This window comes from Microcoleus sp. S36a_B3 (genome assembly GCF_036700745.1).
Classification (GTDB): Bacteria; Cyanobacteriota; Cyanobacteriia; order Cyanobacteriales; family Microcoleaceae; genus Microcoleus.
The window spans coordinates 364,607-379,631 of record NZ_JAUBPN010000003.1; the positions used below are offsets into that span (position 1 = coordinate 364,607).

At 44.1% G+C, this 15,025-nt stretch carries 15 protein-coding genes; all 15 read right to left on the reverse strand.

Annotated elements, in window-relative coordinates:
- Positions 1–147: 147 nt before the first annotated feature.
- Positions 148–3,261: a type ISP restriction/modification enzyme gene (locus QUA01_RS05505; protein ID WP_333087347.1), complete on the reverse strand. Its 3,114-nt coding sequence runs from the start codon at positions 3,259–3,261 to the stop codon at positions 148–150.
- Positions 3,262–3,468: 207 nt separating this feature from the next.
- Complete coding sequence (locus tag QUA01_RS05510) at positions 3,469–4,263, reverse strand: SDR family NAD(P)-dependent oxidoreductase (protein ID WP_333087349.1); 795 nt, start codon at positions 4,261–4,263, stop codon at positions 3,469–3,471.
- Positions 4,264–4,567: 304 nt separating this feature from the next.
- The gene (locus QUA01_RS05515) at positions 4,568–5,671 is read right to left on the reverse strand and encodes an NADP-dependent oxidoreductase (RefSeq protein WP_333087350.1); all 1,104 of its coding nucleotides are present in this window, start codon (positions 5,669–5,671) and stop codon (positions 4,568–4,570) included.
- 148 nt (positions 5,672–5,819) lie between these two features.
- Complete coding sequence (locus QUA01_RS05520) at positions 5,820–6,452, reverse strand: glutathione S-transferase family protein (protein WP_333087351.1); 633 nt, start codon at positions 6,450–6,452, stop codon at positions 5,820–5,822.
- Between the two features lie 61 nt (positions 6,453–6,513).
- Positions 6,514–7,497, reverse strand: coding sequence for an aldo/keto reductase (locus tag QUA01_RS05525; protein WP_333087352.1), 984 nt, complete (start codon positions 7,495–7,497; stop codon positions 6,514–6,516).
- Between the two features lie 14 nt (positions 7,498–7,511).
- Complete coding sequence (locus tag QUA01_RS05530; protein ID WP_333087353.1) at positions 7,512–8,249, reverse strand: SDR family oxidoreductase; 738 nt, start codon at positions 8,247–8,249, stop codon at positions 7,512–7,514.
- Between the two features lie 80 nt (positions 8,250–8,329).
- On the reverse strand, positions 8,330–8,683 hold the full coding sequence (locus tag QUA01_RS05535) for a DUF5335 family protein (protein ID WP_333087354.1): 354 nt from the start codon (positions 8,681–8,683) through the stop codon (positions 8,330–8,332).
- Positions 8,684–9,943: 1,260 nt separating this feature from the next.
- Positions 9,944–10,324 carry a hypothetical protein gene (locus tag QUA01_RS05540; RefSeq protein WP_333087355.1) on the reverse strand — a complete coding sequence of 127 codons (381 nt, stop codon included), beginning with the start codon at positions 10,322–10,324 and terminating at the stop codon, positions 9,944–9,946.
- A gap of 78 nt (positions 10,325–10,402) precedes the next feature.
- Positions 10,403–10,714: a chaperone modulator CbpM gene (locus QUA01_RS05545; RefSeq protein WP_333087356.1), complete on the reverse strand. Its 312-nt coding sequence runs from the start codon at positions 10,712–10,714 to the stop codon at positions 10,403–10,405.
- Positions 10,711–11,682, reverse strand: coding sequence for a DnaJ C-terminal domain-containing protein (locus QUA01_RS05550; protein ID WP_333087357.1), 972 nt, complete (start codon positions 11,680–11,682; stop codon positions 10,711–10,713). Before QUA01_RS05550 ends, QUA01_RS05545 begins: the two co-directional genes overlap by 4 nt.
- A gap of 227 nt (positions 11,683–11,909) precedes the next feature.
- Positions 11,910–12,260 carry an HPF/RaiA family ribosome-associated protein gene (locus QUA01_RS05555; RefSeq protein WP_333087359.1) on the reverse strand — a complete coding sequence of 117 codons (351 nt, stop codon included), beginning with the start codon at positions 12,258–12,260 and terminating at the stop codon, positions 11,910–11,912.
- A gap of 36 nt (positions 12,261–12,296) precedes the next feature.
- A complete protein-coding gene (locus tag QUA01_RS05560) occupies positions 12,297–12,533 on the reverse strand; it encodes a hypothetical protein (protein ID WP_333087360.1) in 237 nt (78 codons plus the stop codon).
- A gap of 2 nt (positions 12,534–12,535) precedes the next feature.
- Positions 12,536–12,796: a hypothetical protein gene (locus QUA01_RS05565; RefSeq protein ID WP_333087362.1), complete on the reverse strand. Its 261-nt coding sequence runs from the start codon at positions 12,794–12,796 to the stop codon at positions 12,536–12,538.
- Positions 12,797–12,809: 13 nt separating this feature from the next.
- Entirely contained in the window at positions 12,810–13,310 is a 501-nt protein-coding gene (locus QUA01_RS05570) for a universal stress protein (RefSeq protein WP_333087363.1), read from the reverse strand.
- A gap of 761 nt (positions 13,311–14,071) precedes the next feature.
- A complete protein-coding gene (locus QUA01_RS05575) occupies positions 14,072–14,986 on the reverse strand; it encodes a polyphosphate kinase 2 family protein (protein ID WP_333087364.1) in 915 nt (304 codons plus the stop codon).
- Between the last annotated feature and the right edge of the window lie 39 nt (positions 14,987–15,025).

The window sequence follows — 15,025 nt, forward strand, 5'->3', positions numbered from 1 at the left end:
CTAAAAACAATGCTAGAACTGTTGCCTAAACAGGTTTAGCGATAACAACTTTTGGTATTAGCTCGGTAGATGCGATCGCTTGTGGAGGAGAAGAAGAATAAGTTAATCAAATGGAATTCACCTTACCGATCCTCTAGTTCAATACTTCTAATCCTTTGGTAGTCCTAAATCTGGCAAGCTTTTTACAATTATAACGGTTTCTAAGCTGACGGTGATTACTTGTTTGATTAAGCGCACGATGTATTCTTCATCATCGAGTCGGTTGGGATCGTTGGTGATACCGCTTCGTTTATCGGTGCTGATTTGGTATTGATCGACGATCCAATCTAGGGCGGAACGGTTGCCGAGGCGATATTCTAATACTTCTGGGGGAATGCCTGTCAGCGTCAGGAAGTCGTTATATTTGATTTGGGTTTTGTCTTTGCTGAGGCGCATTTTTTCGACTCGCCAATCTATCGGGAGGTCTTTGTTTTCGATATGTTTGAGGCGATATTCGGGTTGTTGTTCGTAGTTGATATGGATTTCGGTGAGGCGTTTTCCTGCTGTGGCAAAAGGATTAAATTCTGGCGCGAAGGGGATGCGCGGTAGTTCGCGTTTGAGGTTAGCGGCGTAACGTTGGCGATAGTGGGGATGATGGAGTACGGCGTAGGTGTAATGGAAAATGTCCCATTTGGTAATTTTGGGATCTTGATAATGAGTTTTGAATTGCTCTAATGCCCAATCAGTAATGTTCTCTTGGCGATTATTTCCTTCTTTATCGTAGGCATAAAATGGGAAACATTGCGTTTGTCTGCCACCATAATGTAAGCAAGGAATACAAGCTGCAATTTGTGCAGAAAAAGGTATTTGAGCTTCATTTACGACACAAATAACTTGATTCTCATTCTCAGTTGCAATAGTTGGAAATAACCTCTCAAATCCGTAAACTTCTTCATTTAAAATTCTGTCAAAGAAAAATTTTGATTTTGTGAATGGGCGATATAAAGATTCTCGGATTTTATCCTCCGAGAACTCCAAATATCTTTCACGTTCTAAATCTTGCCTTAAATCTCTACTCCAGCTTATTTTTGAATCATCTAAAACAGTAAAGTTGCTAATTTCTTTATATTTAGCTTTTTCCCCATCTTTAAGATTTTTCCACCGGAAAACATGATCATTATAAAAATCGACTGTTTTTCTGATATTTTTATCTAGATCTTCTTGATTAAAGTTATATGCCCAACTATCACGACCAGTCTTCACTCCATTACTATAGAGCTTAAACATTGCGTAGGCTGCTATTCCATCAGTCGATCTTGCTTCTTGTGTGCCAAGTGGTAAAAAATCCTGATATTCATCGTGTAAATCGTCCGTTAGCCAATTGTTTTTATTATCTGGTTGTAGCTCCGTCCAATCGTCTTTATTTAGCTTATGGAGCCTTTCAATGATTTCAAATTTTTCTTTCCTTGTAGCTCTAAAGTCAACTTCTTTATAGAAAATTTTATGCTCAGTGGAATCTTTCTTTCTAACCAGAAAAGTTATTGCTACTCCAACCATTGCACCTAATCCAAAGATTGTATGTTGCTCACCCAAAGGAATACCATCACGCATGGAATCTTTGCGGATATCTCCCTGCAAATTAAACACATAAACATGAGTAAAATCATCTTGCAAATGCCTCCGCATTCCATCAAAAGCTAATTTGTCTAAAAAGCTACTATTCGTTACAAAAGCAACTATCCCCTCATCCCTAAGACGATCTGAAGCCCAACGTATTGCCTTAACATAAGGATCGGAAAGAGCATTTTTATTGGTCGCCTTAGAATCCTTACTGTAAGTCTCACTTACACGCTGATCCATTGTTAGATATTTGCGATTGCGATTATTCAAATCTTTTGATTGATAGGCATTGTAAGGAGGATTGCCAATAATTACGAAAATCGGTGATTCCTTTTGTCTCTCAACACGCTTCGTATTTTCCGTAGAAAAAAGCGCCAAGCTTAACTGTTTTGCTTCAGCAAGTTCAAAAGTATCAACCAAACAAATCCCCTCAAACGCCTCATACTTCCCAGTCTGCTCAAAATACTCATGCTCAATATTCATCGAAGCAATGTAATAGGGCAACAACATCACCTCATTACAATGCAACTCATGCTCATACTTATCAGGCAAAGCCGACTTCTGGATATCCGCAATCTCGCGCATCACCCGCATAATAAAATTTCCCGTCCCGACAAACGGATCGAGAATATGCACACCCTTATCCACCAGAGACTTGCCAAACTCCCGTTGCAAAATCTCCTCCACACTCTTCACCATAAAATTCACAATCGGCTGTGGTGTATACACAATCCCATGCGTATCCGCCACCTTCGTCGAAAAGCCCTGAAAGAATTTCTCATAGACTGTATTCAAAAAATCTTGCTTTTGCGAAAAATCATCAATCGTTGCCGCCGTCTCCTCGATCGCCCCATAAAACCGATCCAAACTACTCAAAAAATGAGCGCGGCTGAAATGCTTAGAAGTCAAGGCATTGATCACTTTCTCAATCTCAACCGCAATAATATTCCGTTGAGCAAAATCTGGATTATTGAACACACTCCGAAAAATCCGTTCCGTCAATAAATGTTGAATCAACATCTCCTCAACCGCAGACTCCGATAGATTCGGATTAATCGACTGACGGCAAAGCTGCATAAATGTCGCAAACGCATCGATGAATTTTTTGTTAGTCTTCTCCTGTGTACGGATTAACTCAAGTAGCGCCGTTGCATGATCCTTTACGCGATCGCCAAATTCCTCAGCAGCTTTTTCCCATTGCGCGATCGCAGGCGCACGATATTCAAAAAACTGGCGCACCACATCCACCAATTCCTGATCCTTGGTAATGTCTACATCCATCACCAACTTGCCATCTTGATAAAGAATGGCGCGATCGGGCTGCTGAAAAATAATATTGTCTTTGGGATAGCCCACCGCAAATTTTTTCTGAACTTCCTTCTTCAGATCATCCTTACTATCCTTCGCTTCCCAGTAAGCACGCGGTAAATGATAAATATCTACCAACGCCCCATCGATGCGAATTGGCTGCTTGTTCGATCGCTTAATTGCAAATTGCTGTTCCAAAGTCCATTCAAACTGTCGCCCACAGGACTCCAGCAATTGCTGAAAAGCCGATAACACCGCCCCTTCATGGACTATACCTAACTTGGCGTAGCGATCCAACGCTTCATAGTAATTTTTGATTGGCTTGTGCGATGGCTTGAGGCTAAGACTAGGCATATTCAGTCTGTATGAGATAGGGGATAAGACTACTATAAACTAACTGCGAAAATCTGGCGATCGCCGATTTTTGATTTTGTTTAACTTAAGATGGATGAGTAATCATTTTATTCCTGGGTTGAATAGACATCTCCAGAAATCAGAGATCGACTCAAGCATAGCCAGGGCTTGAAATTCATTTTTGGAGATGTCTAATAGGCGAATTCATTAAACAATCGATCGCACCAATCCACCCTCGACTCGCAAGGCAGCACCATTAATTGCAGAGGCTAAAGGACTAGCAACAAATGCAACTAATGCAGCAACTTCAGACGTTGAAGCAAATCGCTGAATCAGGGAAGATGGACGAGTTTTGGTGAAAAATTCTTTCTCAACTTGTTCGGCTGAAATATTTTGCTCTTTGGCAAGTCCCTCGATAAAAGTTTCCACTCCTTCGGAACGAGTTGGCCCTGGCAATACTGTATTCACGGTGACACGACTGCCTGCGGTTGTTTCAGCTAAACCACGAGCCAAGGCTATTTGTGCAGTCTTGGTAACGCCATAGTGAATCATTTCAGCGGGAATATTCAAGCCAGATTCACTAGAGATGAAAATAATGCGTCCCCAATCTTTTTTTAGCATCAAAGGTAAGTAATGACGCGAGAGCCTGACACCGCTCATCACGTTTACTTCCATAAAGTTCATCCACTCTTCATCGGAAATATCTTCAAATGCTTTAGCGCCATAAATTCCCAAGTTGTTGACCAAAATGTTGACTTCTGGCACTTGTTGAAACAACAATTCAGCTCCTGCGGTTGTTGCCAAATCGGCAGTAATTCCCTGAAGTTTGGCATTGGGGACGCTTTGCTGAATGCTTTTGAGGGCATGGTTTACCCGCTCTTCCGTTCTGCCATTGATAATGACAGTTGCTCCTTCCTGGGCAAGTGTCGTGGCGATCGCTAATCCAATGCCGGCGGTTGAACCGCTGACCAATGCAATCCGATCTGATAGTTGGAGATCCATACTTTCTTAAACCAAATAATGTATAAGCGATCTAGGGTTTCAACTTGCTACAATTAATGAAGCAAGTACCCACTCAATTAGTGGCTACCCATTAGTGTCAACTTAAGCCTGAAAGCTTTGGTATTTCTCGCTTTTACCTAAGTCTAGATCCCCCTAAATCCCCCTTAAGAAGGGGAGTAGGGGTTGACTTTGAAAAGACTCCTATCCCCCCCGACCTAATGGGGGCTAGGGGGGATCTAGATTTAATAGTCAAACAACAGTCTTTGACTGGGTTTGACGTTAAGTTGACACTAATGGCGGCTACCTAGTCCAGTTTCACCACCATTTTACCCACATTTTTGCCTTCAAAAAGACCGATAAACGCATCCACCGACCGATCGATTCCTGCCACCTCGGTTTCCTTATTCTTCAATTTTCCAGCTTGAAAATAGCCGCCCACTTCTTGTTCAAATTCACTCTGGCGATCGAGCCAATCGCGAACAATTAGCCCTTTCATGGTCAAGCGTTTGCCAATCATATTAAATAGATTGGAAGGGCCAGGCTGGGGCTTTTCATCGTTATAACCGGAGATGCTGCCACAAGCGATAATCCGGCCGTGTACCCGTAATGCCGAGAGCGCCGCTTGCAGCGTTTCGCCTCCTACATTATCGAAATAGACATCAATTCCGTCCGGTGCTGCCTGATTCAGTTGTTCGAGAATAGGGCCGGCCTTGTAATCGAAGGCGCTATCAAATCCGCATTCTTCCTGCAGAAACTTGATTTTTTCCATTGAACCGGCTGAGCCGATGACATGGCATCCGCGCAATTTCGCTAGTTGTCCGGCGACATTTCCCACCGCGCCTGCGGCTCCCGAAATAAAAATAACATCGCCGGCTTTGACTTCTACCAAATTCAACCCAACCCAAGCAGTCATACCTGTCATGCCGAGGGCACCGAGGTAAACTGAGAGCGGTTGAATGTCGCGGCTAACCTGATGCAAATCTTTTGGTGCAGCGATGAAGTATTCCCGCCAGCCATAGTTGGAAGTCACAACATCACCCGGCTTGAATTCCTGGGCACGAGACTCGATTACCTCGCCGACTGCGCCGCCTTCGAGTGCTTTTCCTAACGCGAAGGATGGAACATAGGATTTCCCCTCGTTCATGCGACCGCGCATATATGGATCGACTGACATATAGAGATTGCGAACGAGGACTTGCCCATCTTGAAGTGGCTTTAGTTCTGTTTGCGCGATCGCAAAGTTATCTGCGGTAGGAATCCCCTTGGGGCGAGAGACTAGCCGAATCTCGCGGCTCACGATATCTGTCATAATTTTCTCTTTGTTGGGTAGATTTTCCGAACTCGATCGACTTAAGTTTGAGCGGTTGTTTTTAATATTTGCTAAAGGCTTTGATGCCCAAAATTGCATTTATTTGATTTAACTTTATCTGGTTTTCTTAATAAAAAAGAAAACGAAAAAGATTGAGATTACTGCGGGTAGGACGTGTTTTATCTACCCGGAGATATAGCTTAAAACAGGGGGAAGAGCATTTAAAGTTCCCCCAATTTGACTGCTATTAAGCACACACTTTTTTGACGCTGGGCAACTGGCTAACCTTATCCCACCACGTCCGTAGTTTCGGCGTTTGAGCGGCAATCACCTCAAACTCTGGAGTTTGCGACAAGTAGACAAAGATCGGAATCAGATAGAAATCCGCAATGCTCGCTTGGCTGCCGAGCAGATAGGGGCTACCCGCAGCTAGCGACTCGATCGCCTCTAGAGCAGTTTTTGCAGGCGCGATCGCATTTTTGACTTTAGCCTCATCTGCCTTACCACCCTGGCTAGGCACAATCAATTGCTGAAGCACAATGGTGCCAATGGCAGGGGCATAGAAATAGCTATCAATAATTGCCATGATTTGACGCATCCGAGCTTGAAGCATGGGATCGGAAAAGCTAAACTTGCGATCGCCTAAAGTAGCATCAAGGTATTCAGTAATAGCAGCCGTTTCATAGAGCAGTTCCCCATTTATTTCCAAGGTGGGGACTTTACCAAAAGGATTCTTAGCCCGGTACTCTGCGGACTGGCTTTCACCATTGAAAATATCAACGCTTTGGAGGGTATAGTCTGCGCCTATTTCCTCAAGTAGCAGCCGGACTGTACGGACATAGGTACTGATGGGTGTTCCCCAAACAATAAGTTTTGACATGATTTATCGCTCCTGAATCAAAAATTTAGCCGTAGTTAAAAATACTGTCTCGCGCCAAATCCTAACGATTAACCGTACTCATATCGGGGTAGCGATCGCCCACCGCAATTCCTAATGGCAGCACTTTGGCGATTTGCTCTAGTTCTGCTGGAGTCAGCGTCACATCGGCTGCTGCAATGTTTTCTTCTAAATAGGTGCGGCGTTTAGTGCCTGGAATTGGCACGATGTCTTCGCCCTGCGCCAAAACCCACGCCAGCGCCAACTGTCCGGCTTTGATGCCCTTAGCGGCGGCCATCTGCTCGATTTGCTCGACGAGTTCCAGATTTTGCTGGAGATTCTCGGCTTGAAAGCGAGGATATCGTTCAGCCCGATAGTCTCCTTCAGATAATGTGTCGAGGCTCTTGATTTTGCCTGTGAGAAACCCGCGCCCCAGAGGGCTATAAGGCACAAATCCAATCCCTAGCTCTCGACAGGTGGGCAAAATCTCGGTTTCTGGCTCCCGGCTCCACAGCGAATATTCTGTCTGAAGTGCGGAAATAGGATGCACTGCTTGGGCGCGGCGGATCGTGGCGCTGGCGGCTTCGGAAAGGCCGAGGTAGCGGACTTTTCCGGCTTGAACTAACTCTGCCATTGCACCTACGGTTTCTTCGATCGCAGTGTTGGGATCGACTCGGTGCTGGTAGTAAAGATCGATCGCATCTACGCCCAGACGCTTGAGACTGGCATCACAGGCTGAGCGGACATATTCGGGTTTGCCGTTGACACCCTTAAAGCTGCCGTCGCTACCGCGCACATTGCCAAATTTCGTGGCGATGATGACTCGATCGCGATGCCCTTTAATCGCTTTGCCGACTAACTCCTCATTGTTACCGACACCATACATATCAGCCGTATCCAGCAAAGTCACGCCTAACTCTAAGGCGCGATGAATAGTGGCGATCGATTCTGACTCATCAGTTGTCCCGTAGAATTCGGACATCCCCATGCAGCCGAGTCCTAGTTCCGAAACCACTAATCCTTGATTCCCCAGTTTTCGCTCTTTCATGATGTTCTGTGACTCTAAAGTTCTTGCTTTGTCGGACGGATAATCATTTCATTCACATCAACATCAGCGGGCTGCTCGATCGCATAGGCGATCGCCCTAGCAATAGCATCTGCATCAATAGCTATTTCATAAAGTCCATTCATGTTAGCTGCTGTATCTTTATCGCTAATAGTTGTGAGCAACTCAGTCGTAATGGCTCCTGGTGAGATATTAGTCGATCGAATTTCACCGTTTGACTCTAATCGCAGCCCTTCCGAGATCGCTCGCACTGCGAACTTAGTAGCACAATAAACCGCCGATCCGGGAAACACTTTATGTCCGGCGACAGATGATAGGTTAATGATGTGACCGGACTTTTGCTGGCGCATAGTTGGCAACACGGCCGCAATCCCATAGAGAACGCCCTTGATGTTGACATCAATCATTTGATCCCACTCTTCCACCTTGATTTGGTCGAGGGGAGAGAGCGGCATCAACCCCGCATTATTGATTAGCACGTCGATTCGGCCGTAGGTACTCAAAGTTTCCTTGGCTAAGGTTTCCACCTGTGCGCGATCGGTGACATCCGTTACTAAGTAGGTTGCAGTTCCTCCCGATCGGGCGATCGTGTCAACCAGTTCTTTGAGCCGATCTTCGCGGCGGGCAGCTAACATTAGTTTGGCTCCACTAGCAGCAAGTCGCTTCGCTGCCGCCTCACCTAATCCACTGCTGGCTCCGGTGATGATTACCACTTTGTTTTGAATCTCAGACATCTTGAATCCTGCCGGTTATTGAGTATGGAGCGTGAAACATTGGGTGCTGTTTAAGTTGAACTCAGGATTATTCTACCAGCTCAACTAGCTTGTAGCTGAATCAATGTTTGTGTCCCAGCAGCGTCACTAATCCGAACCGCCACAATCACACCGTTTGAGTTCTGTCCCGTTAAAACTTCTGTTGGTGAATCGATCGTGTGAGCATAAGTCACCTCATCTTTACCCACTTCAATTACCAAATCATCTCCTTTGCCAGGGCGATCGTAAACCATCGCATGAAGAGGTGCATTCTTAATCAGTTCTGCATCACCGAGTTCTGAACCGATGATTTCGATCGAAATATGCCGTCCGCGATTGCCATCAGTAAACTGATCGAAAAATTCACCCCAGCGCTCGATCGGCACAGATTTGTTGATGTCAATTTTATTTGTCATTTCCATTTTATTCACCATGAGGATTGTTTGTGAGAAAAAAGTAGTAAAAACAAATTGGGTTGGGATCATCCCATTTTTGCTTTCAGATCGTGGACGGTTGCATCAGAATCATATATTTGGATGATATAGCGTGCGAGCGTCTCGGTCGCGGCATAGCGTGCGAGCGTCTCGGTCGCACTCCTAAAAAACGCTTGTCACCAAATTGGGATGCTCCCATTGTTTTTTTTGCAGTCAATTGAATGTTTGCACAATTTGCCCCATCTGATCTCTACCTTTCGATTGAATGTTTGCACAATTTGCCCCATCTAATCTCTACCTTTCGATTGAATGTTTGCACAATTTGCCCCATCTAATCTCTAACATTTGAATGTTTTAACGAAAAGTTAGACTCAACCAAAATAAGGTATAGCCTTTCTGTGCTCTGGTATGAGGTACTATCCGGGATTGGCCCGCGCAGGGCATTGGGCGAGCGCGAAGCGGAGGGATTGGGCATAGGGCATAGGGAATAGGGCATAGGGCATATCTCACTTTTGTGAGAACCGCTATACTATGCCAAATTAATTTCGCATTTTTAAATTCTGTATCTTTGATTTAATTTGGCACAGAAGCAAATGAGCTGTGACAATATTTTTGCTTGCGCTAATTGGTTTAAGTAAATACACTTCACCCTTTAACTTCAATTATTATTAGGCGAAGCTTGTTAAAAAAAAACAATTTGAAGTGACTCATTTGGCGATCGTTCTGCCACTGCAATGTAGTTTATTATCAGGCTATTTTTTATGATTGGCGAGGGTATCGTTCTTCAGGAATAGTTTTTATAAAAGCAGAGTTATATTTAATTTGTGATTCTTAGCAAGTTATTAGTTTAAACCTCTTCGTGCTAATGTTTGAACCTCTGTTCGCAGTGCGTACATTTCTGCTTGTAGAGCTTGATATCAAATCCGGTAGCATCGGAATTATTCATATCTCTATTCTCTCTCTCTGTGTCCTCTGTGTTCTAGCGCCGGTTAAATCATTCCGATGCAACCGGAAACGATATGATAGGTTCGCTATACCTCATAACGCATTTGATGCTTGTGTAAAGCATCAACTATTTAAAAGTAACTTTCGAGCAGATCGTACTAACCGCCGATCGTGGTGCGATCGCCAATGATGTTGAAGCGATTTTCAAACAACCAGAGAGATTGTGTCATGAGATTGCTCCGATTGAGTCAATAGCTTGCGAAGATTCGGACCCGATCGCTTTTGCATCAACGCTTTTCATCCATTTGGTGTACAAGTTTGACTCATAATGGAGCGATCGTTCTTGAACACCTCTAAAGTCCCCTTCCCTTGATGATCTGCTTTACCACCAAGCACTTGATATTTATAGTTGCCATTCTTAAACTTATAAACTTGAGCCGATCCTGTATCTTCTCTAGTTCCCTTACCCAAACTCAAATTACCTTGAGGACTTGTAGAACGGTAGAGAAGTTCGCCCGAATCATACCTTTTCCAAACATTAACATTGTATCCACCTTGGCACTTCAAACTGAGTACCAAGTCAGCAGTAGAGTCCGCCGAAGCTGGTAAGACGAGATAAGTTGAAACACCAGTAATCAAACCAAGCAGTAATGCAAATCGCTTCAGTAGTGTTTTCATAGTTTGCTGTTGTAGTTTTGATTGTTTGGTTTTCTACCCTCATCTTGACTTTGAGCATTCATTAGCGCGACAAACACCTCACAAGGTACTTGATGGATGAGATTGATACCCCCTAAGTTGTGCTCGTAATTGGGCAATTTCAGTCGCCATATCTAACACCATTGCGGCTCCGACTAAGTTCAGTCCCAAGTCTTGACGCAACCGCTGAATCTGAGCAATTCTAGCAATCTCGCGGGAATGCAGCAGGTCGCCAATTGGTTCGATTACACCTAATTCAACATAAATTTTCACAAGCGTAATTGAAGTTTCAGTTACTAATGCAGCATATTCAAAGGTGTAGAGTTGTTCACCTTCGGGTGAAACCACAATTTTTGAAAGGCTAAAGCTCATAACTTAATTTCCTCTAACTGAGTACGCGGGTTAAAACTCGTATTTGCTTGGATTTTTTCGTAGCATTCTTGCTCGATCGCACTTAAGTCTTTCGGCGTGACAATTTGAAGTTTAGCTAATAAGTCACTTCGTCCTCCTTTTTGCAATGTCCAACCTTTACCGCGCAGTCTTAACGATTGTCCCGATCGCACTCCTTTAGGCACTTTCATTGTAACGCTACCATCGGGAGTTGGAACACTGATTTCTGCCCCTAAAACGGCTTCATCGGGGCGAATTGGAAGGTCACAAACGAGGTCATCACCCTCGAATCGAAAGAAGGAATGGGGCAAAATCTCGATCGTTAAATACAAATCGCCGCGCTGTTGAGAGAATGGACTAGGACGACCTTTACCTTTGAGTCGAATTCGACTACCGGGTTTTGCGCCTGCGGGAATGCGGACGTTGATTGTTTCATCGTCGAGTTGTAGCCGTTTCTGGACACCGTGAAATGCTTCGGAAAATGTGAGCGCGATCGCAGCTTCGGTATCCGGCGCGGGCGCTTGAGAACGAAATCCGTCACCAAAATCATTAAAGCCATTGGTTGCAGTTTGATAGTTCTGGGTTCTACGTTTCGATCCACCTTTCATTCCCCCCAGCAAATCGTTGATAAATGAATCAAAGTCCTCGTAGCGATCGAAGTCTTCCGCCGAAACATTAGTTCCTCTAGGAGTTGGCGCTTCAGTGTATCCCGGCTGATTCCAATGTTGACCAAAGCGATCGTACTTTTGCCGGTTCTCTGGATCGGAAAGTACCTCATTTGCTTCGTTCAAGTCTTTGAACTTTGCCTCTGCATCTTTATCCCCAGGATTGAGGTCAGGATGGTACTTGCGGGCCAGTTTGCGGTAAGCCCGTTTGATTTCTTCAGGAGTTGCAGTTTTGCTCACTCCCAGGATGGTGTAATAGTCTTTAAAATCCGTTGCCGTTGGCATCACTGACCTCTCAATATGTAATGCTGTTATCTGAAATACTATCTAAAATGCTAAAAATGATGATTCATCTAAACTTAATTTGAATTCAAAAATATGACTGATAAACTAGGTGGGAGTTGTCACTGCTCCAGAATTTCTGGAGTGTGAAGTGTTGATTATTTTATCCTAGTTTTTCCATAGTCCCTTACTTGTTTTCATCTCTGACTCCTGGGAAAATTTATTGACTGTTAGCTAGACAGAGGCGGGTCAGTTCTCTGATTTTCTTGGTCGTGCAGCCGTCCGAGAGTGCTATCGATCGATCTGGTCAATTTATCGGCAGCCCCGTCCACAGCTTGGTCTAAGGTCGCTGCCTGATGTGTTGCCGCGAGGGGTTGGTGTCCTTTGAGGCGGGCTTCGATCGTGCAGCGCATATCGTCATCGCCGCCCTTCTTGTCGCTGTTCTCATCGCTCAGGTGAACATCAACGTGAGTGATGCGATCGCCCAATCGGCTTAGACTCTCTGCAACTACACCACTAACCTGAGTGGCTAGTGCTTTGTCACCTTCGATGTTATGTCCGGTATGAATTTGGATTTGCACGATGTTCTCCTGTGGTAATTGTGATTGGCTTAATATTTAGATGGAATGACTAGGATCTGGCTGTCTATCTTTCCAACCCTTGACATTCCGTGCTGCGCCCCACTTCCAATTGCGGATTTCCGGCAAGTCTTCGCCCTGCTTGTCGATGTAATGCTTATGCTCGATCAACTTGTCCTGCATCATCTGCTTGAGATAGTCTCCCTTACTACCCAAATGCAGCAGACGATCGACTACATCTTGCACCAGATGAAAGCGATCCAGGTCATTTTGCACCCTCATGTCAAGTGTACATAGATGAAGTTCTGTCCCGGTGTTGTACCCCAATTTCCAACCACTAATGGTTTGACGTGGGAGAGTTGCAGAGGCTCCTTCAGCAATGGATTGTCGTAGAGATAAATTTGCCCAACTGACAGATAGTTGGCGGCACGCCAGTAGGCATCTATTTTGTGGAGTAGTTCTGGGGAAAGAGTGTTTGTTTTTATGGTTGATTGCCCAATTTCTAAGCCCGATAAACCAGTCCGATCAATTGTGTTCACGGTTTTTCTCTTTTTATTTATCTCGATCGGGATTTGTATCTTTTATGACTAAAACAGAACAATTCGCGCGATCGACCACATGATTGCTGACACTACCTACGAAAAATTCTGCGATCGCAGAGTGGTCATGCCGACCCAGTACGATCAGATCGGCATTCCACTCTTGAGCAACACTAGAAATCGTTGCCCCTGGCTCACCAAAATTGTGTTGGTATTCAGCAGGAATATTTCGGGCAGTTGCGCGATCGCAGTATTCTTGCAACCAAGTTTTTGCCTGCTCAATCTGTAGCTGAAGCGTTTCGTCCTGGAGTAATTGAGAAAACCCAGTGTTGATTGGATAGATTCCAAATGTCCCACCTGACTGTAATCCTGGATCGATCGCAGTCAAGTCTGCGAGGCAATGAAGGATCATCAATTTAGCTTGCTCTTGCTGCGCTAAATTGAGTGCGCGATCGAACACGATGGATGTTAAAGGAGAATGATTAATGGCAACTAGAATGCGTTTGAAGTTCATTATTTTGAGCCTTCAGGTTAATTTCAGTGTTGACTAAATCTGCTATTTGTAAAAGTTGAATTATTTCCTTGCGGCTAGGATGTAAAGCTAGTTCCGGGGGTGAAATTTTTCCCCCAGATGAACGTAGCGCAAGAGCCAGTAAATGCTTAAGCCTAAATCCGCAATTCCCTCAATCACGGATAGTAAATCTATCCCTGACTTGAGATTGAGGTTGAGATTTTGTTAAAGAATCGCGAGTCCTAAAATCAGTGCAGAAATAATGGTTAAAGTAAACTGTATCTAAAATTCACTCTAGCCCAATGTTGGCAGTAAACTAGCAGTTTTGTGTCTCTCTAAAGGATGATATTTTGATTGTAGGTAGCTAGACATAAGGCATTGCTTTCTAAATCTTTGCTTTGAAAAATAGCAGGTGTCTCAAACGGTGTCCATTAAAGATAGCCGTGCGAGGCAAGCAGTAATATTAGTAGCATCATCCCTCCATTACCCATCATTCCTCTCGGTGAGGACACACCCGTGGCAGTAATATTCGTGCCGCGATCGCTGCTAGCTGTTCAATAGATGCGATCGCCATTGGAGTTAAAGAATACCCTCGCATCTTTGACATTAAAACCTTGCTGTGGTATGATATACATGAATAGAGCAAGATAGTGATTAGAATGGTGATCAATAACCAAACTGGGATAATTTACTGGGTTTGAGCGATCGCCAAAAAATCACGGCTCACAGGAATGGCGATCGCTAATATCAACCAATTTGCATCCTTATTTCTGGCTTTCCAGAATTTTCTTCGCAGTTAAAAGTTCTTGATGTTGCTCTTTACTGAGCGTAGGATATTGGAGATTCAGTTCCTTTAACTGCGTGTAAATGATGCCAGCCACAACTAGACGAGTAAACCATTTGCGATCGGCCGGGATAATGTACCAAGGAGCATATTTTGTACTCGTGTGATTGAACATATCCTCATAGACAGCCATATAGTCATCCCAAAAGCTACGCTCTTTCGCATCATTCACAGAAAATTTCCAATTCTTTTCAGGGCGATTAATCCTTTCTAGAAAACGTTCTTTCTGCTCCTCTTTAGATACATTGAGGAAAAACTTGAGGATAATCGTTCCGTTATTGACCAGATGCTTCTCAAAGTTGTTGATTTCCTCAAAGCGGCGCTTCCAAATATCATTATCAATTATGCTAACAGGGAGCGGTCGCTGCTCTAGGATTTCTGGATGCACTCTTGTTACTAAAATTTCTTCGTAATAAGAGCGATTAAAAATCCCAATTCGCCCTCTTTCGGGTAAAGCCTTAGAACATCGCCACAAATAGTCATGATTTAACTCTTCCGTAGATGGAGCTTTAAAGCTATGCACTTGACATCCTTGAGGATTAATCCCAGACATAACGTGCTTGATGGTACTATCTTTACCAGCCGCATCCATAGCCTGAAAGATGATGAGCACAGCATGGGTATTTTGGGCATAGAGAACATCCTGATATTCTGCTAATGCCTCAATACCTTGCTTTAATTGACCTTTAGCTTTCGACTTCTTGAGGTTATCGGCTTTGTAGGCTGGGTCATAGTCTTTGGCAAGAGAAATTTTTCGTTCTGGTGGAACAATAAAAGGACGAATCAAATCGTCAAGATTTTCGATGGGAAATAGGTTTAAGGATGAATCTGTCATACTTTTAATTCTACCCTATTAAGGTAATGTCTTGAGATA